Source organism: Desulfovibrio sp. JY, from assembly GCA_021730285.1.
Lineage (GTDB): Bacteria > Desulfobacterota > Desulfovibrionia > Desulfovibrionales > Desulfovibrionaceae > Solidesulfovibrio.
The window spans coordinates 2478156-2503639 of the sequence record CP082962.1 but is presented as its reverse complement, the minus strand read 5'-3'; the positions used below and the strand labels follow the sequence as shown (position 1 = coordinate 2503639).

At 44.4% G+C, this 25484-nt stretch carries 21 protein-coding genes; 12 read left to right on the top strand and 9 right to left on the bottom strand.

The features are described from left to right. Positions 1–278 precede the first annotated feature (278 nt). Both K9F62_11215 and K9F62_11210 read right to left on the bottom strand, forming a co-directional pair. The gene (locus K9F62_11215) at positions 279–1535 is read right to left on the bottom strand and encodes a hypothetical protein (GenBank protein UJX39300.1); all 1257 of its coding nucleotides are present in this window, start codon (positions 1533–1535) and stop codon (positions 279–281) included. 29 nt (positions 1536–1564) lie between these two features. Beyond that, positions 1565–1939, bottom strand: coding sequence for a hypothetical protein (locus K9F62_11210; GenBank protein ID UJX39299.1), 375 nt, complete (start codon positions 1937–1939; stop codon positions 1565–1567). Positions 1940–2420: 481 nt separating this feature from the next. Here K9F62_11210 and K9F62_11205 point away from each other — a divergent pair, with 481 nt between their 5' ends. The 5 genes from K9F62_11205 to K9F62_11185 all read left to right on the top strand — a co-directional run bounded on the left by K9F62_11205 (position 2421) and on the right by K9F62_11185 (position 5956). Continuing rightward, a complete protein-coding gene (locus K9F62_11205; GenBank protein ID UJX39298.1) occupies positions 2421–2801 on the top strand; it encodes a hypothetical protein in 381 nt (126 codons plus the stop codon). Positions 2802–3156: 355 nt separating this feature from the next. Next, complete coding sequence (locus K9F62_11200) at positions 3157–3714, top strand: tyrosine-type recombinase/integrase (GenBank protein ID UJX39297.1); 558 nt, start codon at positions 3157–3159, stop codon at positions 3712–3714. Between the two features lie 144 nt (positions 3715–3858). Next, a complete protein-coding gene (locus K9F62_11195) occupies positions 3859–5001 on the top strand; it encodes a site-specific integrase (protein UJX39296.1) in 1143 nt (380 codons plus the stop codon). A 404-nt stretch (positions 5002–5405) separates the two neighbouring features. Continuing rightward, complete coding sequence (locus K9F62_11190; protein ID UJX39295.1) at positions 5406–5636, top strand: hypothetical protein; 231 nt, start codon at positions 5406–5408, stop codon at positions 5634–5636. Between the two features lie 17 nt (positions 5637–5653). Then, entirely contained in the window at positions 5654–5956 is a 303-nt protein-coding gene (locus K9F62_11185; GenBank protein UJX39294.1) for a hypothetical protein, read from the top strand. Between the two features lie 69 nt (positions 5957–6025). On the opposite strand, the gene K9F62_11180 is transcribed toward K9F62_11185, so the two are convergent. The 4 genes from K9F62_11180 to K9F62_11165 are packed head-to-tail and all read right to left on the bottom strand — an operon-like array spanning position 6026 to position 13827. Beyond that, entirely contained in the window at positions 6026–6703 is a 678-nt protein-coding gene (locus tag K9F62_11180) for a M48 family metallopeptidase (protein ID UJX39293.1), read from the bottom strand. A gap of 2 nt (positions 6704–6705) precedes the next feature. Further along, on the bottom strand, positions 6706–9840 hold the full coding sequence (locus K9F62_11175; GenBank protein UJX39292.1) for an HsdR family type I site-specific deoxyribonuclease: 3135 nt from the start codon (positions 9838–9840) through the stop codon (positions 6706–6708). Positions 9841–9853: 13 nt separating this feature from the next. After that, positions 9854–11155 (bottom strand): restriction endonuclease subunit S, encoded by a 1302-nt coding sequence (locus tag K9F62_11170; GenBank protein ID UJX39291.1) that lies wholly within the window; start codon positions 11153–11155, stop codon positions 9854–9856. Further along, positions 11152–13827 (bottom strand): type I restriction-modification system subunit M, encoded by a 2676-nt coding sequence (locus tag K9F62_11165; GenBank protein ID UJX39290.1) that lies wholly within the window; start codon positions 13825–13827, stop codon positions 11152–11154. The genes K9F62_11170 and K9F62_11165 overlap by 4 nt, the downstream gene beginning before the upstream one ends. 868 nt (positions 13828–14695) lie before the next feature. Between K9F62_11165 and thyX the strand changes: the two genes are divergently transcribed. Genes thyX through K9F62_11140 form a run of 5 tightly spaced genes read left to right on the top strand, consistent with a single transcriptional unit; the run spans position 14696 to position 20179 of the window. Next, entirely contained in the window at positions 14696–15319 is a 624-nt protein-coding gene (thyX, locus tag K9F62_11160; protein UJX39289.1) for an FAD-dependent thymidylate synthase, read from the top strand. Between the two features lie 18 nt (positions 15320–15337). Continuing rightward, positions 15338–16381 (top strand): DNA cytosine methyltransferase, encoded by a 1044-nt coding sequence (locus tag K9F62_11155; protein UJX39288.1) that lies wholly within the window; start codon positions 15338–15340, stop codon positions 16379–16381. A gap of 1 nt (position 16382) precedes the next feature. Further along, a complete protein-coding gene (locus K9F62_11150) occupies positions 16383–17435 on the top strand; it encodes a hypothetical protein (protein UJX39287.1) in 1053 nt (350 codons plus the stop codon). A gap of 1 nt (position 17436) precedes the next feature. After that, positions 17437–19233: a hypothetical protein gene (locus K9F62_11145; GenBank protein ID UJX39286.1), complete on the top strand. Its 1797-nt coding sequence runs from the start codon at positions 17437–17439 to the stop codon at positions 19231–19233. After that, positions 19226–20179, top strand: coding sequence for a hypothetical protein (locus K9F62_11140; GenBank protein UJX39285.1), 954 nt, complete (start codon positions 19226–19228; stop codon positions 20177–20179). Before K9F62_11145 ends, K9F62_11140 begins: the two co-directional genes overlap by 8 nt. Positions 20180–20268: 89 nt before the next feature. On the opposite strand, the gene K9F62_11135 is transcribed toward K9F62_11140, so the two are convergent. From K9F62_11135 to K9F62_11125, 3 genes are all read right to left on the bottom strand, one after another. Then, entirely contained in the window at positions 20269–20586 is a 318-nt protein-coding gene (locus K9F62_11135; protein UJX39284.1) for a helix-turn-helix domain-containing protein, read from the bottom strand. 692 nt (positions 20587–21278) lie between these two features. After that, positions 21279–21854: a hypothetical protein gene (locus tag K9F62_11130; GenBank protein ID UJX39283.1), complete on the bottom strand. Its 576-nt coding sequence runs from the start codon at positions 21852–21854 to the stop codon at positions 21279–21281. A 751-nt stretch (positions 21855–22605) separates the two neighbouring features. Continuing rightward, positions 22606–23220, bottom strand: a complete 615-nt coding sequence (locus K9F62_11125; GenBank protein UJX39282.1) for a hypothetical protein — start codon at positions 23218–23220, stop codon at positions 22606–22608. Between the two features lie 1655 nt (positions 23221–24875). Between K9F62_11125 and K9F62_11120 the strand changes: the two genes are divergently transcribed. Then, positions 24876–25097 carry a hypothetical protein gene (locus tag K9F62_11120; protein ID UJX39281.1) on the top strand — a complete coding sequence of 74 codons (222 nt, stop codon included), beginning with the start codon at positions 24876–24878 and terminating at the stop codon, positions 25095–25097. After that, positions 25090–25482: a hypothetical protein gene (locus tag K9F62_11115; GenBank protein ID UJX39280.1), complete on the top strand. Its 393-nt coding sequence runs from the start codon at positions 25090–25092 to the stop codon at positions 25480–25482. Before K9F62_11120 ends, K9F62_11115 begins: the two co-directional genes overlap by 8 nt. Positions 25483–25484 lie beyond the last annotated feature (2 nt).

The following is a 25484-nucleotide window of genomic DNA, read 5'->3' as shown; positions in this document are numbered from 1 at the left end:
GGATACGAGAAAATCGTACGTCCGGTGGTGATACGGAGCTTGGGATTGGTGACAGTCCTATTCGACCGGGTGCTCATCGGCAGCTATGAGAAAATCATGGCGCTTGATGGGCGGCTGTCGTGTTCGGATTGAAACGGCAGCCTCCTGGGTAACACCGGGAGGTTGTTTTTGTCGTCTGATCTTGTGAGGGGGTCAAGCTTGGACGATGATTTTCGCGACTCCATCACCACTTACAGGAACGGCATCCATTCATAAAACATAACATGCGACTAACTTACTCATGAAATATTATTACACACCGTTATAACCTCGGAAATACTAGCATCCGGGATACTGTTTACTGTTTGAATGACAAAACTATTAAACTCCCGAATATTCGAAAGAAAATTTTCCAAACAATTTAACGAGTCTCGAGACACAGCTACATCTTGACTTATCAGCCAATTCAAATAACGTTGAATAACTGGAAACATGCTACTGGAACGACTAAGCTCCAAATTCAACGAAAACTGCTCTCTATCGAGTCTCTCAGCAATAGATCTATCTTTTAATACACTTAATTTCTTTGACAAAATACTATGCAAAAGAGCACGTCGGAGAGTAGAAAAAGCAAAAAAAGCTATTGGTCCAAAAATTACTTTCGTTGCGTCATCAATCATAGCGTTTTTAAAAACTTTATGACGATAACAATTGCTAGTTGCATAAAATGCAAAACCAACTTCATCAGCATTTTTTTCAATAGCGAGATAATTTTCAGAAGAAATGTTGCTATTATTTGTCACAGTACCTTGCAGAATATGTCCCAGCTCATGGCTAATTGCAAAGTCAACCACCACATGTTGTGTATCGATTTCGAATTGCGAAAAATCTTTATATTTTAACTCTACAGGGACTTTTGAGAAAAAGTTTACATCTTCTACAACTTTCCAAACAGCATCAACACCATAGACATCTATATCCTTGACATAATCAGTAATAGCCTTAGCGATTATTAAGTATGTACGTTCACCGGCCCTCGCTGAATCGTAACTACGTTTAGGCTTTGACAGGACAAGATCCCAGGCAGGAGAAGTTCCTTCATTTAACTCAACAACCCACTCCATAAACGCAGAAAATATATATCCAACAGCCTCAACAAATCCATTAGGAAGAGAAATAAATCGTATATTTTTTGTAGAAAAACATTTAGGGCTACCTAAATCATACCTTGTAACAAAAAGCTGTCTAGTAACAATATTATTTAAATTATCTAAGTTTGGGTTAGATGCTATTTTTTCTCCATAACAAGCGACCTGCAGCAAGGCGCGCAGTTGCCAATAGACCTCTGGTGTATATTCATACGACTCTTTCTCAAAAGCCCAATCATAGTAAAATTTATCAAAAAAACTTCGATGATTGCCTAACACTTCTTTGACAAGAGAGCACCCATCTGAAATTTTTGTTATTTCATCATTTTTGTCTACAATCAAATCACGAACTGGAATATCTCCACCGTAGCTATCCAATAATAAAATTTGTTCATGCCATACCGACAAGATATTTTTTGGAGTTAAACGACACATAATCAATTGCAGAAATTTTTAACGCCAACCTTAACAATCAACACAGAGGCCAGCCCGATGTTAATCACAGTTGAGTATTGACTTGGAATAACCGCAGCTATGCTTGCGGCCAAAGCCATGCAATCTGAAATATTACTTCCTGGATCAGCAGATATTTCGTTCAGTAAAACTGATTCGCATATTATTGATCTAGAGCGCTTTTTGAAATTATTGAAAATATTTTTTCCATATTCAAGTTTATCCAAACCCAATGCCCCAGAACCTGGGACTGACTCCGCTAGCTCAATATAAAGGCTTTCAATCGAAACATCAGAACAAAAATATTTAGCAAAAAAATCTTTAGGATATTCATCATGGCGATCTTGTTGATCAGACATTTCGGACCTCCATATTTATCTAAATAATAAGATTAGCATTTAAAATGACCACACAATGTCGCACACCTCTCAACTTGGCCAATCCTCCCTTTGACGTCAAGTTTTATTAATGATGCAAGCTCTAATATTATCTCCGGATGCACCGAATTGGGGTACTGACTTTCATGGTCCCACCACCGGCCCGGCCCCCGGCCCCCTCCCAAGACCGGCCTCTCCCCCGTCCTGAAAATCGACCTCGTATACTCCCCTCTCCTGGGCGTTCGGGGCTGTCCCTATGGTTTGGCCTCCCCCGCCCCCGAAAATCCCGGAAAGCGCGTCCTCGACCCAAAGACCGAATTCAGCACGCGAAAAATGACGATTTCAAGGCCAAAACCAGCAGAATTGAGGCTAAATCAAGCAATTTTAAGCGCAAATCCTGCGATTTTTGCTCAAATATACAGATATATTACCCATAATAACCATTATCAACAAAGGAGCGATTATGTCGACCAAGAAGGATACCACGGATACGTCCCTGGAGATGACTTCTGAACCCAAGAAGCGTCCCGAGTCGAAGTACAATGCTTCGATCCTTCGGGAGTGCATCAAGGAAGGGCTCGACGCCAAGTCGATCATGGAGAGGATGGGCATTGCCCATAAGCCGACACTGAAGCACTACGTGCTGCGGCTTATCAGCGATGACCGGACCTTTTACGATGTGAAGGGTCTTTACCTCAAGAGTTCGAGTCGGCCCTACGTCAACAAGAAGGGTGTCGTCTGTTTCAACATCCACAAGGTGGACCTGGGCGATCTGGCGATCAAGGAAGGTGACGAGTTCGTCATCACTGCCGAGGACGGCCGGATCATCCTGACGGTCATTTAACGTGAACCTGTTGATAATGCCATGCTCTTCGGAGGTGGCATTTTCTTCTTCTTCAATCCATCTTTTTGTCTTCTGCGCAACAGATTGTCTAATTCGCAGCCTGTAAATCGGTTTTGAAGCTTTTCTGTCGTAATGATAAAAACATTACAGATATGACCCTTATAATAAATAGTGGATTCAAAATCGGGAAGAACGGTAATAGGTAGAAACGTACATTCGGAAGACCAGGGAGCACTAGTCTTAGTATTACAACGGGATATCCCAGCACCAGCTTGGACGTCCCCAGCTCCCCTGATTTTCAATATACGATTTCAGCCTGTTAAATCGAGATTACAACTTCAAAGGAGGTTTGCTCATGAAAGTTGAGCCGATCATCAACATGAAGGACATCAAGAGCATCAAAAAGCTCCTGGGGGATCAACCGCGAAATCGGCTCCTGTTCGTCATGGGGATCAACTCAGGTCTCCGTGTCCAGGACATTCTGTCCCTCAAGGTCGCGGACGTCAAAGATTGCAAGATCGGCGACCGCGTCTGCCTCAAGGAAAAGAAAACCGGCAAGGAAAACGTCTTCATCATGAATAAGGAGATCAAGACCGCTCTCGACGAGCATCTTGCCACTTCGGAGCTGGAGGATCACCACTTCCTGTTTAAAAGCAGGAAAGGGAAGAATTATCCGCTGACCACCTACGCCGTGACCATGATGGTCCAACGGTGGTGCGACGCGATCAACCTGTCAGGCAACTACGGGGCGCACACCCTTCGGAAAACCTGGTGCTATCACCAGCGAAAGACCTTCGGGGTTTCCTGGGAAATCCTGGCCAAAAGGCTGAACCACAGTACCCCTTCGATAACGAGGCGGTACATCGGAGTCCAAATGGAAGAGGTTGAGGAAATCCTGCTTCATACGATTTAGCTTCTTCACAGAAGGGGCGATCTGCCCTTTCTTTCAGATTCACCAACAGCATCTGGCTCCTCGAATCGAACAGTTCCAGCAACTGGATTCGATTCTCGCAGTTCGTTTCAGATCACACAATTCAAATTGCACGTGGAGGTGCTTATGAGCGTTTACCAACGAAGTGAACGATGGATGGTCTATTACCATGACGACCTCGGGAAGCGTCATGACAAGTCCTTTGGACGCGGTGAGCTTGGAAAAGCCAAGGCCGAAGCCTTTGAACAGGCGGTCCAGGAGGCCAATGAAAAATTGCTGCCGATTCCTGACCCGGAAACGGTGACAGCAGGAATCCGGGTAGCTGCCAAAGCTGCCGATGTTCGGACAGAAGCCGCTGCTCCACCTGTCAGCCAGGTCATCGAAAAGGAGCCGTCCGGCATCACCTTGTCCGAGCTTGGGAAGAAGTACCTGGATCACATGCGAGCATCCGGTCGGACCGAGAAGCACATTCGTAATGTTGAGCGTTTGCTCGACAACCAGTTCGTTCCGGTGATCGGTGACAAGCCAGTCGACGCCCTGACCTACCAGGGGGACATGGTCCCATTCATTCTGCACTTCAAGGGCGTCAGCGCGAGCACCGGCAAGGCGCGGTCCCAGTACACGGTCAACAAGTACTGCGACTACCTGAGCTTCATCTTCAACTTCGGCATGAACAACGGCTTCACCAGGGGCAACCCGCTGAAGAACTGGAAGAAGCCCAAGGTGCAGCCCTGGGATTTGCGCCTCACCCTGGACGACGCCAGGAAGATCATGGAGCACGCCGAACCCCATCTTAAATGGGCCATGGAGGTCTGCTTCAACCTGGGCACTCGTCCTGGTGAGTCCGAACTCCTGTCCTTGAAATGGGATGACGTGGATTTCGCTGCCGGCACCGTCCGCATCTACGCCAGCAAGACCAAGACCTACCGGACGGTTCCGATTAACCCCGACTTCCTGAAGCGCATGGAGGTCGAAAAGGCCGAATCGGTGTCCGGGTATGTCATTGAGTACATGGGCCGAGGCCTGACGACAATTCGGAAATCCTTCAAGAATGCCTGTCAGCGTGCCGGAATCACCTATCCGACCCGGATGTACGATCTCCGGCACCTGTTTGCGACCACCTTGCTCAACAAGGGGGCTGACTTGGCCGCCGTGTCGAAGATGATGGGGCATTCGACCGTCAAGCTGACGGCGGATACCTACTACCATTATATGGAGGGCGAGAAGGAAAGAGCTGTCCGGTTATTACCGGGTTTAGCGGTTGCGTAAGAGGCGAAGGCGGGATTCCTGGCCAGAGGTTTTCCGCCTTCTTTGTTTGGATAACAATCAACTATTTAAGAAAGGTCAGATTATGGGAACGGTTTACAACATGGAAGACTATATAAAAAAGAATTTTTACAAATGCGATTACACAAGATCAAAAAGAATAGCCAAGGACGACATAAAGATTCTCGCCATGCTAGACAAAATCATCACTAATGCCAGTGAGTTCAACGAATGCTGGTTTAACATCAATTACGACATAAACATTTTACGGGAAGCGCTCGCAGAAAAACTCAGATCAAAATAGAAGCATTTGATCTAGCTATTGGATAAGGCGGGATTACTATAGCCGGTGAGTCTCGCCTTCTTCATTTATTGACAGAGAACAATCAAAAAATGAGGATAAAATAATGAGTATCAAAATGTGTCCGTACTCGGAAGAACTCTTCGATGCAGACGACAGCATCAGTGAGTACGTGAGTGACGACGTCTATCGTAATATTTTCCTCAAACTCGAGGAAGAGGAAGAAGTCGATATCGAATACTTTGCCTCGCACCCCCAAGAATTCAAAGAAAAGCTGAAGAAAATAGAAGACGACGAACGTCTTGAACTTCTTAGAAGCTGCGGAATTGATGTTTAAAACATAAGGAGAAAGCTATGAACGACACGATCAAAAAGAAGTGCTTGATGTGCAACGAGGAGTTTTCAGTATCGCAGGACCAGTTGTGGAAATTCCTCTGCCCTACCCATACCCAGGAATTCTATATCCCGCTTCGAAGGAACCATTCGTTCCAAAGCGCGTTGCAACTCATCGAACTCGCGGTTCTTCTCGATGACATTGAAATGCTTCGGGATCGGTTTATGGAAAAGCAGGGAGAGGAGCCGAACGTGAGCGACGGGTTCAGGAGCGTCGTCGGGACCAGTGCGTGGCAAAAGCTGAAGGAGATAGCGGCGGTGTAGGTGGGGAAAGGTGGACCTCCTGGGAAGGGGGTTCACCTTTTCTGCGTGAAGGGCAGGTAAAAGGGAGGGTCAGATATCTGATTCGAGCAATTGACCGTTTTCCCTCAGCCATTTTTTGGCTTTGTCCAGATCAGCCACTTGCGCACGGACAATATTCCAAAATCGTGGAGTATGGTTTCCTTCAATCAAATGAGCCAATTCGTGGACAATGATGTAATCGATGACGAACATGGGAGCTTTTATCAACCGCCAATTCAAGTTCAAATTGTCCTTCGTGGAACACGATCCCCAGCGGTACTTGCTGTTTGTCATGTTAAGCAAATTATATTCAACGCCTAAGCTTTTTGAATAATGTTCCACCCTAGGATTTATTTTCTCTTCGGCTCGTTTCTTGAACCAACGCCGTAACGCTCTGCGACCGAATGGAACCACCGCTTTGGGTATGAAAAACCTGTTGTGAAAGCGGATATCGCCGCTGGAGTCAACCAGTTCCATGCGATAGTAGCGCCCCAGATAAAGGATAGACTCTCCGTTGACCAACTCTTTCCCTGGCGGATGTGGCAGACTGACATATTTCTGGGGATGATGCGTCTTCTCAAAAAGCCATTGCTTTTTTGATTCAACAATGGATTGAATTTTCTCTGGCGAAGTACCTTCAGGGGCTCGAACAACTATAGAGCGATCTCGCTCAACAGTGATGGAAAGTTTCTTTCGGTTCGAGTAAATGACGGAATAATTCAAATCCATGACTAGGCTGCATACAAAATGCGATCATTATTCTTATCTGCCAATTCCATAATTCTGGCAATGATTTGTGAATAGTTGTCCATGATGTTCGGCAGGTCCATGTAGTCTTTAGAAAGTAAAACCTCTTGAAGTTGAGCCTTGAGCTTGTTTCGGGCCGGAGCGCTTTCCCAAAAACCCGTCATTTTCAGTTCGCATTCCACCACCTCGTAGATATCCTTCGTTAATCCTACAAGTTTTGTCACCTGATCTTCAGTCAATTCGGTTACTCCAAACAACTCCCGCTTGAACATACGGAAAAAAGGCATCTGCTTTTTCTTATGCAGCCCGTAGGTCGGTTCCTTTTCGGCTTCCTTGATGCGTTGGCGGAGCTTCTCAAGCTCCTTGTAGATGCGCTCCCAATTGTCCTTGTATTCCTTGAAAATCAGGGCCAATGCTTCGGCAAAAGACGCCTGGAGTTCCGGATCATCGTCCAGGTCCACCTCGATATGATGGCGCACAGCATGTTCCACTTCGGCTGCCTTGGTCTTTGAACGCTTGTGAGTGCTGACTTGCGCTTCGAAATCCTTGTCCAAGATAGAAATGGGCTTGACCTTCTGGTCGATCCCTTTGGACTTCAGGTATGCATCTGTGATGCCCCGCAGCTTGTCGGGGATTCCCTTCATGCTCATGCGCTGGTCACGAAAGTGCCTACCGGCGAGCACGTTGATTTCCGTCAGCATCTGATAGTCTGACATGAAGTCCAGGGCTTCCTTGGCGGGAAACACCAAGTTGAGACTTCTGGTCAACTTCTTGTAAGCCAGCATGAATTCGAACCGGATATCCTCATCATAGAAGAGATCAAAGAAGGCATCGTGGTCGGTCAAATCCGTGAGTCCATGCTTTTCCAAGAAATCGAAGATGGCCCTGTGGCTCTCCACGAGCTCCCGCAGTTCTTCTTCCGGGAAGCTAAGCGCCTCCAGAACCTCCTGCTGCTCTTTCTCGTCATAAACATCAAGGGCCTTTTTCAAATTGTGCCCTATGCCGACATAATCGACCACAAAGCCCTTTTCCTTTGCAGGAGCACCGACTCTGTTTACACGGGCTATGGCTTGCAACAGATTGTGCGCCACGACGACTTTGTCCAAGTACATGACCTGTTCCAGGGGTGCATCGAACCCGGTCAAAAGCATGTTGTTGACCACGACGATTCCCATATCACCGTTAACGCCCTCGTCTTCTCCGCCAAAGGGGAGCTTGAAGCTCTTGATGATGGCTTCGTGCTTGGATGAATCCGTGTGTTCCTTGATATTGGGAAGGTCGTTGTGAGCGCCTGATATGACCACCCCAACTTTCAGGACCTTGAGTCGCTCGATATCTAGTTGCAGTGGGTTCGATTTTTCCAGTTCCGCCACAGCTTCATCCAGGGCGGTTTCTAATGCTGCTTTGTAGCGAACAGCGGCTGCTCGGGACGTGGCGACAACCTGAGCCTTGAATCCATTAGGGAAAACATGGGTTAGATAATGCCCCACCATGTCCTTGGCCTTGGAGTCGATCGTGGGCTTGGCCTCCAGATAGGCGTCGCGTGATCCATAGCCAAGGATTTCCAGGCGCTGCTGGAGATTGTAGTCGCTAAATACATCGGCAAAGGTGGTGTCCATACCTGCCTGGTTAGTCACCTCTGCCTCGTGGGTCCTGCCTTCGTACACGATTTCAAGCGTCACTCCGTCCTTGATGGACTGGCGCATGGTGTACTTGTCTATATAGTCGCCAAAAACCCGTTCTGTCCGATCAATAGGAGTTCCGGTGTAACCGATGTGAGTGGCGTTGGGGATGGCCCGATCAAGATTCGCCCGGAGCAACTTGTACTGTGATCGATGCGCCTCATCGGTCATGACCAGGATATTTGGGCTGACGTTCAACTCGGGGAACGACTCGGCCAAGTCCGCCTCACGGAATTTATGGATCATAGCCATGATCAAATCGGAGGAATCCGTGGGGAGCAGTTCCTTGAGCCTGCGGATGCTATTGGCGGGCTTGACGGTAAAACCAACACCGCGCCCAGTCTCGGAAAGTTGCTGCTCCAACTGCGTTCTATCCGTGACGAACACCACCTTCCATTTGGAAAGCTGGGGGTGGGTATACATCTCCCGAACCATGAACATCATGGTCAAGGATTTCCCCGAGCCTTGGGTATGCCATATGATGCCGCTTCGGGATTTGGGCGATTTCCCTTCCAAGAGCTGTCGAACCGCTTTTTTCACCGCCCTGAACTGCTGATATCTGGCGACAATCTTGAAGGTCTCACCGTTATCATTAGTGGTGAATAAGGAATACGTGCGGAGTAGGTCCAGCAGGTTCCTCTTGTCCATCATCCCGGCTACCAGACGCTGCTGATCATTGGGGCTTGAGCTGCCGTGTTCCAGATCGTCCAGAGTGCGAGGATATGGATCGACCCATCGGAAGAAGAGGTTTTCCGTATGTGTGGTAATGGTCCCGAACTTGGCAGTGCTGCGGCAGGTAGCGAGGACAAAGAGGTTGAAATAAAACAGCGGTTGGCTTCCTTCTCCTTTTGCCCCTCGTTGCTCGCTGTATCGAAGAAGTTGATCCAAGGCTTCCGGGATCGGCTCCTGGACCTTGGGCGATTTGCACTCGATGACCACCACGGGCAGCCCGTTCAGGAAAAGGACGACATCCGGGACAATGTGGTGCTCTGTCCCGAGGATGCGCACCTTAAATTGGCAAACCGCAATAAAACTGTTGTTGTCCACATTCTCAAAGTCGACATAGCGAACGGTGGGGCTCTTTTCTCCGGTGGCGCGGTTTTCCGAGACGCTGGTGTTTTCCAGCAGCAGGGAGTGGACGTATTTGTTGTTCTCCAGCAGGCTGGTCCCCGGGAAGCTGGCGGTGATCCGCTTGACCACTTCTTCCACTTGGTCGTCTTCCAGCCAGGGATTGATGACCTTGAGCTGCTCCCGCAGCACAGGAGTCATGACCACCTCGGTAAAAGACTCCCGTCGCGTGTGGGCCGGAGTCTGTTTTTCATCCGTGAGGTCGGTGACGGTCCAACCCTGCGAGTCGAGCTGTTCCAAAAGAGGAATCTCGACGTGCTTGCGCTCGTTCAGCCTGATATATTTGGGAGTTTCCTTTGTGGTGGCCATATGCAGCCACTTATCAGATTGTCGATTGTTCGTCGAGAAGGTTGGTCACGGGGACGTCTCCTGTGAGAAGGTCTTGCATGAGGGCTGTTTTGAGAGATTGGAGCTTGAAAAGTGAGTTACATGAATTTCTTATATTCCTCGATTGTTCATCAAGTATGTCAGCTATAGAAACCTGCTCTTTTCGAGATGTTGGTGTCAAGAGTAAAGCACTATCAAGGTTGTCATTATATAAATGCTGGACTTTAGACCCTTGAGGGATTGAGTCAACATGATTTCTGAAGTGAGGACCTTGCAATATCCAAAAAAGATAGTATTTATCACATTCGACTGGAGTGACTCTTGCAATTCGTTGATTTAATAGACAACGATTTTTATCAGGCGTTAAGCACACTCGGCCGAGAAAATTATCTTCAAGAGATTGAGCCGTCAGGTTCATTAAAATTTCTTCCGAAAAAACTTGGTACTTCTCATTCTTATTCCAAAAACCTTTCGGCAAGTAGGTTGTATGGCTATCATCCCAGCGGACAAAGCCATCTGCATGCAAATTACCAGGTCGAACTAAAGGTACTCCACTTGTTGAGTAGTACTTTGAAGGAAAAGCCTTCCCATTTTGATACGTAGCAATTTTCTGAAAAGGATTGGCTTCCCATTCCACCGGAATCCGTCCCAGCGGCGAATCCTTGAACTCGTGGGTTTCTTCGGAGCGGATGTTGCCGTTTTCGTCGATGCCCTTGGTCAGCAAATCCTGCATCAAGCCGGTTTTGATGCGCTGCTGCTTGGTGATGATCGCTTCGGTCTGTTCAATAGCTTTGTCAACAGTGCTGAGGATTTCGGCGATTTTGGATTGTGCTTTAGTATTTACAATATAGTCAAATTCAATATTGGCTAGCGCAGACTTTGAAATCTCAGCAAATGTTGTCCCTTCGCCAATACGCTTTACCTTGTCAATATTATGTAGAATATTGTAGTATATATATAAAGAATCATACCCTTCTTTGAGCAGTATGCTTTTGCACCCCTGGTTTGTGCAGTAATCAACTTTAGAGACAGCGAGGTACCCAATTGGAGCGCGTGAAGAAATAACGACTGACCCAGCAGGCAATATATAAGCTGAACAACTTCTGAGACCTTTTGCTGTCAACATCTTTTGCGAGGACTCAAGGAATGGCGTCCTCAGCCTGCTTAGATCATTGGGGGTTATCCAAACTATATCTCCTTCCCAGTATTCACTTTTTGCAGTAGAGGGGGTAGCGCCTGAATAAAGCTCACCGATTTGATCAAATCGTTTTGAGACGAGACGTTGTGATTTACTCATTTCAAATACCCCAATTGTTCAATAAAAACATTCAAACCAATCAGGGTATTCTCGCGTTCTGCTTCCAACGCCCGGCTCGACATTGCATACTTATCCCACAGATTCTCGAACACCTGGATCAGGCTCCGTTTTTCGGCGTTCAGGTAACGGGTCAGCTCTGCATTGACCACGTCATATAGTTTCTTGAGGATAAGGCGTTTGGCCTCCTCATCCGAAAGCTGCCCGCCTATGGCCTTGAACACACTGTCTACGTGGGCAATTCTGTCTTCGAGGGTGGTGATGTCCTTTTTCAACGCATTGATCTTTCTCTTCTCGTCCTTTTTCTTGGAGTCCAGCCCCTTGATCCGCAGTTGGTTTTGCGTAAGAAGCTCCCTGGACTCGGCCTTGACCTCCTCGGCTCCGACCCGCTTGAGTTCCAGCTTGAGTTCCAGCTCCTTCTTCTTGAGTTTAAACGTATCCTTGTGGCCTTTGATGCGCTTCTCAATGGTCAGTATAGTGTCCCGCAGGTTTTTGTACTGCTTCGCCTCGCGCCGGGCAGAGGCGCTCGTGGAATCCTTCAAATCGTCTATGAGGCTCTTGAGATATTGCTTAATAGTGGCTGCGGTGACTTTTTCATCCTCGTCCGGCTCGTAGCTGGCATCTTCCTGTGCGGTTTCCACAGCCTCAGCCAATTCGCTTTGCGCTTCGCTGATTTTGGCTTCCAAATCCTCAAGCTGATCCGCTTCTTTTTGGAAAAACTCGGCGATGAGGTAGTCGTCCGGTATCAACGTGTGATGCCAGCCGGTGGAGATGATGGTCTTGAGATCAAAGCGGATATTCTGCCACCAGTTCACGAACACCCCGGCGCTCTGAAAATTGTCCAGAGTGCCTAACGGGGTCAGCTTGTTGATGAGCGAGAGGAGCAGATTCCTCCGCACTTCTGGTAATTTGCCCCCATTGCTGAGACCGGAGAAAACATCCCGAGCCTCCCGCCACCAGTCCGCAAGGACTTTTTCGTGCTTGGCCATGGTCTGGAGGAGATTGGCGTCGGCCTCTAAGGTGGCCTTGATGTTCGCTTTGGTGCTGATCACTCCAGCAAAGGATACATATCCGGGACGATTGCTCACGAACAACGCCATGGGGTCCACCTTGAACTGAGCAAAGGTGTCCTTCTTCGCTTCAATCTCGACCACAGGGACGCCACCCAGGAGATGCGCCCTCACGTCTTCAGGCTCGGGCTCAGGCGTATTGTCCACATAGCGCCGGATATTCAGGTTGTAATCGTGCTTGTCCACGATTTCCTGCTTGTCCACCAACCGGCTGTACTTGGGAATCTCCAGCTTTTTGGTGAAGACATGATCAATCTTCTCGATATCTTCGGGCCGTAGCTTGTTCTGGTTCTTGCCTTCAGCGTATTCCCTGTCCGCGTTGATGAAGAGCACTTTGTCCCGATACTCGTCGGGCTTATTTTTGTTCACCACCAACACACAGGCGGGGATACCGGTCCCATAGAACAACCCAGGGGGCAGACTGATAATGGCTTCAATGATGTCGTTTTCAATGAAGCGCTCACGGATCAGTTTTTCCTTGCCGCCACGAAACAGAACGCCGTGCGGCATGATGGTGGCCATATGCCCCTGCCCTTTGAGGCTGGCGATCATATGCTGGACAAACATAAGGTCCGCTTTCTTACCCGTCTCCGGGCAAAACTCCCAAAAGCGGTTGGTGAACTGCATACCGGCTCGGCTGTAGTTCTGGGAGAAAGGCGGATTGGCGAGTACACGGTCGAACTTTCGGATTTGACCGTTTTCTAAAATCTGAGGATCCTCAAGGGTGTCACCGTTTTCAATGGAAAAACGGGTAATGTTGTGGAGGATCATATTCATGTTTGAAATGGCCCAGACAGTACCGTTTGACTCTTGGCCATACAGCGCGAGATCGTTGGGGTTTTCCCCTTGGTCTTCCACGTATTGCCGGGCTTGAATCAGAAAGCCACCGGAACCGACAGTGGGATCGTAGATGCTGTTTCCTGCCTCGGGCTTTGTGAGCTGGACAAGCAGGCGAACAACCTCGGAGGGAGTATAAAACTCGCCACCTTTTTTACCGGCGCTGTCTGCGAAATATTTGATGAGATATTCGTAAGCAGCTCCAAGGAGGTCGGGAAACTCGAAGTTGTCATTAACCAGTAGAAATCGGGGGTCATTGAAATGGTCCAGGAGGTCCTTCCACTTCTGATCCGGGATTTTGGTCTTCCCTTTGACCTCGTTGAAGTCAATATTGTTTTTCAGTACCCCGGCAAGCGAATCGTTCGCGTCCTCGATGGCGGCGATGGCCTTGTTCAGCATGTTGCCGATGTCATGCTTCAGATGTTTCAGAGCAGGAACTTCCTGACCCTCCTCGTCGATCCAGGGCTCGTGCCACCGTGCCCGGGGAGGGACAAAAAAAGTCTCGCCATAGGATTCTTTCTTGTCGATGACCTCGCGGAATTTATCGGGATACTTTTCCTTGAGATGAGCGTATTTTTTCTTCAGCTCGTTACGCTTGACGTCGAACTCGTCAGAGAGCCGCTTGATGAACAGCATACCAAAGATGAACTCTTTGAATTCGGAGGCGTCCATCTTGCCGCGAAGGATATCAGCCGCCTTGAAAAGGAAGCCCTCGAGCTGAGAGAGAGTGATTTTTTCTTGCTTCATATTCCAATATTCTAGATGGTTAGACGTGTACCGACACGGCTCAGGAGGATGGTACTTTCCACGGCTGAGGTCAACGAGAAAGGAGGCGTCAAAAACGCGATTCCCCGCGTATTTGCTACCGGACACGGAGAACCCAGCCTAATTCCAGAAAAAATCATAATAAAATCAAGTAAAAGGAAGGATAGACCTGACCCAATTGGCAGCCACCGCCACAGTCGCGCCAACGGCTGACCAAAGCCGCGCCAACGTACGAATTCCAGGCTGAATAAAAGAAGAAGACCCCGTTGGCTACTCGCCAACGAGATCACTTTATGGAAGGGGCTTTTGGAAGGATTTTAGGGGGTTAAATCACGCTTGTGGTGTGTCAAGCAAGCGCTCTCCCCCTGAGCTACGGTCCTATAAACAGAATCAGGGAACAGGCTAAATGCCCCAAACTCGTCCCGAAGTCAACCCCAAATCTTTCGTTCCCAAGAAAAAGTTGGGGGCCAAAACCGTTGGCTTCGTTGGCGCGTCGTTGGCTCGGGGTAAGTACGGATTTGGTACGGGGAGGTCAAGGGGTTTGTTGGGATTTTTTCACGGAGGGAGGAGAAACGGGGATTGGGGAGCATGAGAGAATGTGAATAGTGTGTTATTTAAGTATGTTAAGTTGAAATATTAAGGGGTTATGTGGTGATGCAGGAAGCAGCATAATTTCTCGATGTTATGGACCAGACAATTTTTTCTAAGGATCTTGCGCTTGCCCTCCCCCGGCCATGTATGCGATTAATTCAATTTTAAATGAGGCTACGGCCAAGTGGTCAAACGGCCTGATGCGGTTAAGATCCTGATCGCGAGCAGCACAACTTCTAGACTCATCGAGGAAACAATCATGAAAATCATAGAGCCATATTTTGAGATTCTTGATATACCCGATGGTCATGATTTATTAAAAAAAATTGAAATGGCAGGAAGAACCTGCTACAAATCGGAAGACAAAATTACAGAGAGCTCATCGATAGAATTCTGTAAAAAAATCCTAGCATCTGGGCATCACAGTGTGATAGAACATTCAGGCATTACCGTTAAGTTTGTCTGCGATAGAGGTGTTTCGCATGAAATTGTCCGACACAGACTCGCTTCTTACAGCCAAGAAAGTACTCGATATGCAAATTATTCTAATAAAAAATTTGGAAGTGAAATAACCGTCATTAAGCCAGTTTTTTTTGAAAAAAATTCTGAGCAGTACAAACTATGGGAAAACGGGATGTTAAATGCAGAAAACAGTTATTTATCTTTAATTAATCTAGGGGCATCCCCACAAGAAGCAAGAAGTGTGCTTCCTAATAGTTTAAAAACTGAAATCATTGTGACATGCAATGTAAGAGAATGGAGGCATATTTTTAAGCTAAGATGTGCTCCAGCCGCGCATCCTCAAATGAGAGAATTGATGTTGCCATTGCTTGCAGAATTTCAACAAAGAATTCCCATATTATTTGACAATATAGCTGAGTGATACTTTAGTTTTGTTTTTATGAAAGCATTGGATTTATTTTGCGGAGCAGGAGGGATGGCTCTTGGCGCAAAAAAAGCAGGGATAGATGTCAGGCTAGCGATCGACATTGACCAGCATTCGACCTGCACTTATTCAGCAAATTTCCCAGAAACGACTGTGCTGAGTGTAGATATTAAAGATTTTAAAATTTGCGATCTTGACTTTAAACCCGATCTAATTTTTGCAGGCCCTCCATGCCAAGGTTTTTCAACGTCAAACCAAAGGACAAGATCAAAAGACAATCCTTCAAATTGGTTGTTTATTGATCTGTTAACAGTTATAGAAAAAAGCAAGCCTTCTTGGGTTATTATAGAAAATGTACCAGGTTTACTGGAAACTGAAAAGGGTTTTTTCTTTCTTGAAATAATTAAAGCGCTCGAACGCGTTGGATATCTTGTTGTTTTCAAGGTAATAAATGCAGTACATGTCGGAGTCCCTCAAACACGATCAAGACTTTTTATTATCGGAAATTTACACAAAAAAAGATTTTTTTTTCCCAGTGAAAACAACTGTCCTATAACTACGGTCAGTCAAGCTATTAGAGACTTGCCAGATATTGAAAATGGTGCCAACGTAGATGAGTTAGACTATGGTGAAGATCACCCCTCTAAGTATGCCACAAGCCTCAGGACAATTTCTGGAAAATGTAAAAATAATATCGTAACAATGAATTCGAACTCGGTAATAGAAAGATACAAATACATTCCCCCAGGCGGAAACTGGCAAGATATTCCAGCTAATTTAATGGAAAATTATAGGGATAGGACTAGATGTCACACTGGTATTTATCATAGGCTTGAACAAAATAAACCATCTGTAGTGATAGGAAACTTTCGGAAAAATATGCTTATACATCCAATAAAAGACAGAGGTTTGTCAGTTCGAGAAGCTGCAAGAATTCAATCATTTCCAGACTGGTTCACATTTCACGGATCAATAGGATTCCAGCAACAACAAGTAGGAAATGCAGTTCCCCCCTTACTTGCCTATTCAATATTTTCACAACTGTGTAAGATTTATTAAAATGAGCACTACACTTCTCCCTCTTGAACAATACCTTCAGGCAGATTCCAAGGGAATTCTTTTTCCAGATCGAACTATCAATTATTTCGATAGATATATAGGCATTAAAACCTGGCTCGAGGCTAGCATATTTTCTAAAATTGAAAAAATAAATGCGGCTCTTGATTCAGGTTATTATACAGACCATGGGATGACCCATGTCAATGATTTAATAAAATATGCTGGCGATTTATTGGGCGCAAGTATTGTTCAAAACGAAAATACACAGAAAATTATTTTAAATCCGTATGAAATTTTTTTGCTTTTATTGTCCGCTTTATTGCATGACTCTGGCATGTATTATGGCAGGAAAGACCATGAGAACAGCGTAGCTGCAATTATCACAAAAATGGGGCCAATTTTTCAAGGAGACTCTTTTGAAAAAAGCATTGTTTCGTCTATTTCAGGTGCTCATTCTGGGAAAAAAGATGGTACCCCATTTGATACTATTGCTAAACTCGACAAGCTCTCAGGTGATTATCTTTCGATAAAATTTAGACCAAAACTAATTTCTGGTTTAATTCGATTTTCTGACGAAATTAGCGAAACGAAATTAAGAGCAGATGAAAGTGTATTGGCCGATGGATTAATAAAAACTTTTACCAGCATAGTGTGTCACAAATATGCTAGCTATATCATTAATTCAATCGTCGATCGGGAGGCGAAAACAGTTAAGATTGACTACTGGATTCCTTTTGAAGATGTCAAAAAGAAAATCACTGTGGGTGAAAATTCAACATACATGATAGACGAAATCTGTAAACGCCTTGATAAAATGAATCAAGAGAGAATTTATTGCTGCCGCTACATAAGTGAGGCTATATATATTTCAAAAATTAATTTCACAATATCTGTCAACAAACTTAATGAAGATGGTGAAATTCAAGAATTGTTGTATGAGAATAAATTTATTGTTGGAGACAATGGCTACCCTACATCTGGTGACATTGTATCCAGGGCTAACCCGGAACTAGTTGGCACGAAGTTCAAAAAGTTAATTACCAAAAGGATTTAAAATGCGTAATCCTTTGCACGAAAACCCTTTTAGTGTGACTCGTAATCCTGAGAGTTTGCCTCCAGACATCATAGCAAGTCTCTTTGTAGATACATTCACCGACATTCCTCAAATAAGAAGAGAAGAAAATACTTTTATCCACGGACAAAGAGGGACCGGTAAAAGTATGATGTTGAGATGGCTTGAGCCAGAAGTCCAATTTATTGAAAAAAAAATAAGCTTTTTTAATGAACTTGATTTCTTTGCAATACATTTTCCATTAAAGTCGACCAGATTTCCAACCGAACTAAAATCATTAACAGGCGATAGATTTAATATTTTCGCAGAGCATTTTTTTATACTTCATATCTGCATGAAACTTTTTAACAAATTAGAATCTTACATTCAGAAGCCATCGACATCAAATAATGCTTCGAAAGAGTATACTGTTTTCATAAATGATTTTTTTGTTCCACTTTTGAAACTAAATGGAGTATCAGACTTATGTCACGTTGAAAATTTTTCATTTTACAATGTTTCCGTCAAGTTACTTTATACCTCCTTAAACTTTGTAAAGAACACAATATTTTCAAACACCCACAGCAACTATACTGGGCCTCTTTTTGATTATTTATATTTTTTAGTGCCTATCTGCGAAAACTTACGGCAGTTAAAATTCATGCCAAATGCACCACTGTTTTTGATGCTTGATGATGCAGACATATTAGGTATAGATATGCAAAAAATTTTTAATACCTGGGTATCTTACAGAACCTGCTCCTCAATATCACTAAAAATTACAACACAATTTAGGTACATGACAAAAAGCACAGTCTCTGGGGTAGAGATTGAACATCCCCATGACTATTCTGAAGTTGATTTGACAACAATTTACAGCCCCAATAAAACTTATTTTTCTTCAAAAGTCCAAACTATTATATCTAAAAGATTTTCTCTGTGTGGAATAGAATCAACTCCTCTCGACTTTTTCCCTAAAAATAAAAATCAAGAACAATCTCTCGAAAGGATCCGTAACGACTTAAGAACCCAATGGGAGACAGGCTTGGGGAGAGGCCATAGAATGAGTGATGACCTTACTCGATATGCTGTCCCAATTTATATGAGGGAGCTCCATAGTTCCAAAAAAGCTTCAAGCAAATTTAGCTATGCAGGATTCTATAGTTTGACATGCTTATCCGATGGTGTTATTCGTTGGTTTTTGGAATTAGCCGCTGAAATGTACTCTAAATGCAAATCCATTTCACCTGAATTACCCATTAAAAATATTCCAGTAAATATACAGGATGATGTTATCAAAAATTGGTCTGAAAGTTTTATTACGAATGAGTTTGACAAGTCTCTCAAGGACTACAGAAATGATGCTGTAAAAAACTGCCAATTTTGCAATGATGATTTTTCCTCTTTACGAAATCTAATTAATGGCCTCGGAATGCTATTCCGGAAGAGACTCCTAGATGAAAAATCATCTGAGCCCAGAATTTTTTCAGTTTTGGTTCGAGGAGCAATCAATCAACGACTCGAAACGGTGATTAATCTTGGTACTGAACTCGGATATTTTCGGATTTCAAGCATTGGAAAAAAAGAGGGTATTGGAAAAACTTTACTGCTGATACTAGCTAGACGTTTGGCACCTTTTTTTACACTTGACGTTAGCAGCTTCGCTGGAAATATTTCTGTGCCGACTAAACTTTTAGAGATTGCCCTTGATAATCCAGATAATTTTGTCCAACAAAGATCTCATGAAAAATCTGCTAAGGATTATCCGCTCCTTTCCATGCTGGAGGAAGATTGTGAATAAGTATAAATATGGGTTTTATCCTTCGTATATCACCTCTAGACGTTTTACATATATATGCTGCGCTAGTTTTGAGGATCGATGTTTTACTACCGCTTCAAACATGATTAAATATATTGACAATTCGTTAATATTTCAGTTTGAAGAGTTTTCTAAGCACTCTAATGAAAATTGCGCAAAATTATCGGAATTATTAAAAACTGACGCTATTTCCTTAAAAAACTCCGATCCAGTTTTCACGGCAAAAAAAATTTATAACTCAGTTGCCGCTAGCATTGAACATAATCTAAATAGTAATATTTTGGTCGACATAACAACTTTTACGCGAGAAGCTCTTTTGATTTTGTGGAAAGTTTTAAGCCAGCTGAATAAAAACTACACCTCATGCTGTGTTGTTTACAACGCATCTTCTTCTTTTAATCCACCATGGATTAGTATGGGCATTGAAAGCATCAGATCAATAATTGGATTTCCCGGAGATATACTTCCGACCAAGGGGGATTGCCTTATAATAATCCCCGGTTTTGAGGTCGAAAGAGCTCAGAAAATTATTGAGCAGTGTGAGCCCGCATTGATACGAGTTGCCATCTCGTCTGCCGCCTGTTCAATTAATGAAGAGTTGTTTTCATTTGCACAAAAATACTTGATAGAAATTTTTTCTGAAAAATTAGAAGATGATGCAACATTTTTTATTGATTTAACAAACCCTTTTTCTGCAAGTAAATCTTTGGAAAAGGAAGCAAGAAAGTATTCAGATAAATACAACACAATTATTGTACCATTAAACACAAAACTATCCACAATTGGCGCAGGAATGTGCTGCCTTGCAAATAAAAATATGCAAATACTTTATGCGCAAGCATCTGTATATAATTACAATAATTTTTTCCAACCTTCTGACGACTATTATTTTTATTATATGCCAACACACGCTTTTCATTCAAATTAAGGCTATAATTCTATCCTAAAATAAAGACCCACGCCAACCGATTCTCCTGGACGACGTGGGCCTATCAGCACAACTATCCGAAATTCTAGCTACTTCTTCTCCAGCACTATTTTCCCCTCTTCCATGCAGGAGACCTTGAACTCGTCGCCCTGCTTGAAGCCGTAGTTGGCCAGGAGCGTCGGGGACAGGCGGAGACCCGTACCAGAAAACTTCACGCTTCCCGATGCCACACGAGCATCCATCCCTTCGATCTTGTAGAACTTCTCATCCAACGTCATCAGCTTTGTGAGATGGTTTTTCAGGGTGGTTTTGGGGATATCGAAGGCATCCATAATTTGCTGCGCGGTTTTCCCTTCGGTGATCATGGTGCGAAGTTTCATCGCGTCGAATTTAGATGCGATAGGCATGGGTAAAACACTCCTTCGGTTTTGATGTCGTAGTTTCAGATTTGAGCGTATAGCAAAAACAAAGGATGTCAACAGAAGTCGTATGAAAGCTGATTAATCATTTTTAACGGCGAAAGATGTAATTCTGTCGAATAGGGAAGATACGGGTGAGTCAAAAACGCGAGAAAACGCGTACTTGAAATAGTCGGAATTACAGCTAGATACGTCACTATGTCTGCCCTACCCTCTCCCAGGACCGGTGATGGGGCTGTTTCCGGCGTATTGGCACTGATTGGAACTGAAAATTCGCAGGACTCTGCGACCGGATGCGACTTTTTCTCGATGATTCCACCAAAATCGAGCTACTTCAGCGAGATTCAAGGGAAAAAGCAAACTAGCCCTTGTATAGCTGATTCTGCTCTGAGCAGACCAATTTCACTGCCCCATCTGCTGAAAATCAGGAGATGCAGCTTCCTGCACTCCAGAACTAGCTAGAATCTCAATACTTTACCCAAGTAAGCAGCTGAAGCTCCTCCCCCGGGGGAATTTGGGCTTGGGCTTTTCCCTCGGGCACTCCTCCCCAACCCTCTCTACGGGCTCCTCCTGGGACGTTTTCTTAGAACTCCCCCTTTGGGTTCCCCTCGGGCCAAAACCCCAGGAAATCGCAGTCTCCACCCAATGTCGTTTTTCCATAGGGCTGCTTTTTGGCATAATTACGCAGCACCAAAGCTTTCAAGGACATCACGCAATTGTTTTTTATTCTTAACATTCATAAAAACAAACGATTTCGAGTTAGACCTGACGCCAACCATATAGCATGACGCATAGAAGAAAGGTCCGGCGCTTAGACTTTCATACCGCTGACCGCCATCAAGTTGAATGACTTTTGTGCGGAATAATGTACTAAAGCATCTAACATACATAGACCCGTTTGAAATAACCATCATTGAAAGAAAGTAATCCCCAAAAAATATTGCCGTTCCAATCGCCATCAAAGTGAACATAAATAAATTAACAAAAAACTTGCTAGAATCTTGTTTAAAACCTAACGCCATATGCAAAAAAACTATGGCCATAACTGGAGCTAAGCAAGTAAAGCAGAACGCAAAAATACTTTTTTTTAACACAAAACTTTTGTCGTCATTTACTCTCTTTAACTTAATCCGGCCTTCTACTTGTTTCATTGCATCATTTGTTTTATTTAAGTACACAGAGAATAAAAACAATAACAAAGCATAAATAAAAACTACAATAACAAACACAGCTAAATAATGCAAATTTACGTTCATTTAAAAACCTACCACTTTCTACTCTTAATGTCGTTTGCAAATCTTTTAGCTGAAAGCGGAGTTTTCAGATATATTATCATGTTTTCCTGTCACCTTTAGATCGTTTTTGATTAATCATTTTCAACGGCAAAAAATGCGATATCTCCGAATAGGGGCAAATACTGGTGAGTCAAAAACGCGAAAAAAAACGTATCTTGAAACTTATGCTATTACGGTTAGATACGTCACTTTACCTACCCTACCCTTCTCCTGGACCAGGAATGGGGCTGTTTCTGTGATATTGGCACTGATCAGGACTGAAAAATCGCAGGACTCTGCGACCCAGCACCCCATTTTCTCGCTAATTTCAGCAAAATCGAGCTATTTCACCGAGATTCCAGGGAAAGACTTCGCTGGCCGTTAACTTGCTGATTTTGCTCCAACCAGACCGATTTCACTGCCCTATCTGCTGAAAGTCAGGAGATGCAGCTTCCTGCATCCCAAAACTAGCTAAAATAGCATTACTTTCACTGAAAACGTAGCCGAAGCCCTCCCCGGGGGAAATTTGGGCTTGGGCTTTTCCCCCGGACAACCCCTTATTTCGCATCCTACTGCCCTCCCCTGGACAGTTTTGTACTCCTCAAGGGTTTTTTCACGGAGGAAGGCGAAACGGGCGTTAACGGTGATGGTGGAAGATGAGTAGTTAATTATTTCAGCATGTTAATTAGAAATGCCAGTACGGTTAATGTCTATTGCACGAAGATCACACTTCTCATATAGGTACAGCACCTTCAACCGCGGCCCCCCCTGAAGTAGAGTTTATACGATTAAGCACATCACGTAATTGCTTTTTATTATTCACGTTTATAACAACGTATGATCCTGAAGGCATGGAAATACTGGCGGCATATCGTGCCATGTAGAGCCCAAACATGCTAGTACGAATATCCTCGTAACGATACCTCCCATCAAGCACAACAACAACCGGCCTATATAACGTCTGAAGACATCTAACATACATACGACGCTTTGAAATAACAATCATCGAAAGAAAATAGTCACAAAAAGCTGACACAGATCCAAGCGCAAACATTACGAATGCAAATATGTACATGATTGTTTTCATAATGGTATGATCAAAAAACAACAAAGCCGATAAAAATACAACTAAAAACATTGGCCCTATGCACATAAAACAAATAGCAGCAAAGTTTTTTTCTAAAACAAAAACTTCGTCAATATTTCTGCCTGCTGAATTCGCTTCAGCAAGCATCTCCTTTAACTTTAAATCGCTCTTATTTGTGTAGACAGAATATATATACAAAAGAATAATAAAAACAGGGAGACAAAGTGAAAAACATAGTAAGAATATAATTTTCAAACTCATCTAAGCACTCCATCTCCAAAAACCCACGCACTCCTATTCACTGGATGACGTGGCCAATACACACAATACCCTGCAAAACTAGCTTGTTCAAAAAGTTGGCAATATCCAGATCAATTCACGGTGCCCTCGAGATATTTCTTAGGATAACCCAATAAGCAGCGATATATGCAGCAAAAGCCGAAGAAATCGCCACAAAAGCTTCCATTGACCTCACCAGGATATTCACTCTTCCAATTGGCTCCAGCATAATATAGCAGTACACTAGCAATATAACAGCTAAGACCAGCAAAGCGAACAAAGGGAACATTACTAGCACAAATATATTATTGAACTGAATGATCGGGAGAAAGCATAAGGCGGCTGGTACAATAATCCAATTTTTCTTGACCTGTCCTCGCTTGAAAGACGAATAGAACATGGCAACAACGAACCCTACCATCACGGCAAGCCCCAGAAAATATAATGGAACACTCAAAGTGAATATTACTGTCTGAAATCTCTGAGATGAACTAAAAAGATACAAATACATTATAATCGTCAGAAACAAAGCATGAATCATAGAAGACGGAATAACCAACATCCGATTGACCGATCTTACAGGGGAAGTAAATCGAAGCATATAAGCGAATACAGCCCACAAAATTGTGACTCCAATCACAGCAGACAATTTAACGGTAAGTCCGATTTTAATAGAAAAATTGAAACAAAAATAAATCAAAAACGAAGAGAAGTACAATAACAACAGATTCAGAATAAATATTGTTTTCTTTTTGTTCATTTATCCTACTCCAATACCTGCGCAATTTCGGCATCAAAACCGATATGTTTTACCTAATGAATATCTCGAAAATAGTGTCATTACCCCTGGCTTATAGATCAGCAAAGAAAGTTTATTGCTGATCACCTCAAAACAGACCGATTTCACTGCACAATCTGCTGAAAATCAGAAAATGCAGCACCCTACATCTCCTGAACTAGCTAAAATAGCGATACTTTCTTCGAGAAAACAGCCGAAGCCCTCCCCAGAGGGTATTTGGTGTTGGGCTTTTTCCTTGACCTTCCTCTTGCGTACTCACATGAAGATCTTTTGGGCTTTACTATTTACCACCAAAGGATCCTACGGAGCAAAACCATTAATCGTCCACGTTATCATTGTAAGCATTCCTGGGTTTGCCAGTATCAAAGAGCTCAACAATGATGTTATACACCACAGTGATATTCTGTGTCTGTTTTGTTCTGTATAAAAGAGCAAGAGGAACATCGCCAGCCAAAATAGTCCAGAAACAAGCGTCGGCACAACTAGACTTCTGGGTGTAACCAGTATCATCAACAGAAAAACTATCGGTGTCACATGAATAAGTACAACGTTCAATATAAATAACGCCTTACTGCGTTTTAATACCAACAAAATCTACCCTCCTCCCCCAGAAGGACTTTTCCCCCCGGACACCCCTCTCCCGCTCTCTACCGGGCCCCTCCTGGGACTTTTTCCTAGAGCCCCCCCCATTGAACTCCCCCTGGGCCAAAATCCCAGGAAATCGCAGTCTCAGCCCAATGTCCTTTTTCCATAGGGCTGTTTCCAAAACCACACAAGTTCCCGTGACCGCATTTCCGTCGCAGGGTATCCTTGGTCCTAAACAGCAAAAGGATACCTCATGGACCAGAAACAGCCCGATAAACTCACATTGAAGGACGAGATAATTACCGCATTTCGTCCTATAGAGCAGCTCTTCCAGATTATGGATTCCACTTCCGTCGAACTTTATGGGGAGTTAACGCGCTCATACTCGGAAGTCGGCATCACACTGTGTAAAAATTTCCGTCAACGTCTCGATACTCTTTTAGACATGCGAAATGGAGGTAGCTCAGATGAGTAACGGCAAAGTTTTTGAAAACCTCATCTACAGCTACACCAGGGCACAGGCCATCGTTGACGGTGTTCTCATAGACGTCACTGACGAGGCCAAAGCCCACGGTTTCAAAGTCCCTGTCGCTATTACCGATCATCTCTTCCACGGCTATGTCGCTTTTGTTCCTGAAGAATTAAAATCTCAGGGGCAAAGCACGACTGGCCGGCTCCATGATCTCCTGACACTGGCGATGATCGCGGCCCGGACCAGCAAAGGGACCGACCGAGCGTACTTCAAAGTCGCGTTCCTGATGGCACCAGGCAGGACAGAAACCGTCCAAGTCATCGCCCACATCGGTCCCGGTGACACTGCGGAACCTGTCCTGACGATCATGCTGCCCGAGGATGACTGATC

Coding starts and splice junctions, on each gene's coding strand:
- K9F62_11210 (UJX39299.1), bottom strand. CDS start 1,939: ATGTCTGATCAACAAGATCGCCATGATGAATATCCTAAAGATTTTTTT.
- K9F62_11205 (UJX39298.1), top strand. CDS start 2,421: ATGTCGACCAAGAAGGATACCACGGATACGTCCCTGGAGATGACTTCT.
- K9F62_11200 (UJX39297.1), top strand. CDS start 3,157: ATGAAAGTTGAGCCGATCATCAACATGAAGGACATCAAGAGCATCAAA.
- K9F62_11195 (UJX39296.1), top strand. CDS start 3,859: ATGAGCGTTTACCAACGAAGTGAACGATGGATGGTCTATTACCATGAC.
- K9F62_11190 (UJX39295.1), top strand. CDS start 5,406: ATGAGTATCAAAATGTGTCCGTACTCGGAAGAACTCTTCGATGCAGAC.
- K9F62_11185 (UJX39294.1), top strand. CDS start 5,654: ATGAACGACACGATCAAAAAGAAGTGCTTGATGTGCAACGAGGAGTTT.
- K9F62_11180 (UJX39293.1), bottom strand. CDS start 6,703: ATGGATTTGAATTATTCCGTCATTTACTCGAACCGAAAGAAACTTTCC.
- K9F62_11175 (UJX39292.1), bottom strand. CDS start 9,840: ATGGCCACCACAAAGGAAACTCCCAAATATATCAGGCTGAACGAGCGC.
- K9F62_11170 (UJX39291.1), bottom strand. CDS start 11,155: ATGAGTAAATCACAACGTCTCGTCTCAAAACGATTTGATCAAATCGGT.
- K9F62_11165 (UJX39290.1), bottom strand. CDS start 13,827: ATGAAGCAAGAAAAAATCACTCTCTCTCAGCTCGAGGGCTTCCTTTTC.
- thyX (UJX39289.1), top strand. CDS start 14,696: ATGAAAATCATAGAGCCATATTTTGAGATTCTTGATATACCCGATGGT.
- K9F62_11155 (UJX39288.1), top strand. CDS start 15,338: ATGAAAGCATTGGATTTATTTTGCGGAGCAGGAGGGATGGCTCTTGGC.
- K9F62_11150 (UJX39287.1), top strand. CDS start 16,383: ATGAGCACTACACTTCTCCCTCTTGAACAATACCTTCAGGCAGATTCC.
- K9F62_11145 (UJX39286.1), top strand. CDS start 17,437: ATGCGTAATCCTTTGCACGAAAACCCTTTTAGTGTGACTCGTAATCCT.
- K9F62_11135 (UJX39284.1), bottom strand. CDS start 20,586: ATGCCTATCGCATCTAAATTCGACGCGATGAAACTTCGCACCATGATC.
- K9F62_11130 (UJX39283.1), bottom strand. CDS start 21,854: ATGAACGTAAATTTGCATTATTTAGCTGTGTTTGTTATTGTAGTTTTT.
- K9F62_11125 (UJX39282.1), bottom strand. CDS start 23,220: ATGAGTTTGAAAATTATATTCTTACTATGTTTTTCACTTTGTCTCCCT.
- K9F62_11120 (UJX39281.1), top strand. CDS start 24,876: ATGGACCAGAAACAGCCCGATAAACTCACATTGAAGGACGAGATAATT.
- K9F62_11115 (UJX39280.1), top strand. CDS start 25,090: ATGAGTAACGGCAAAGTTTTTGAAAACCTCATCTACAGCTACACCAGG.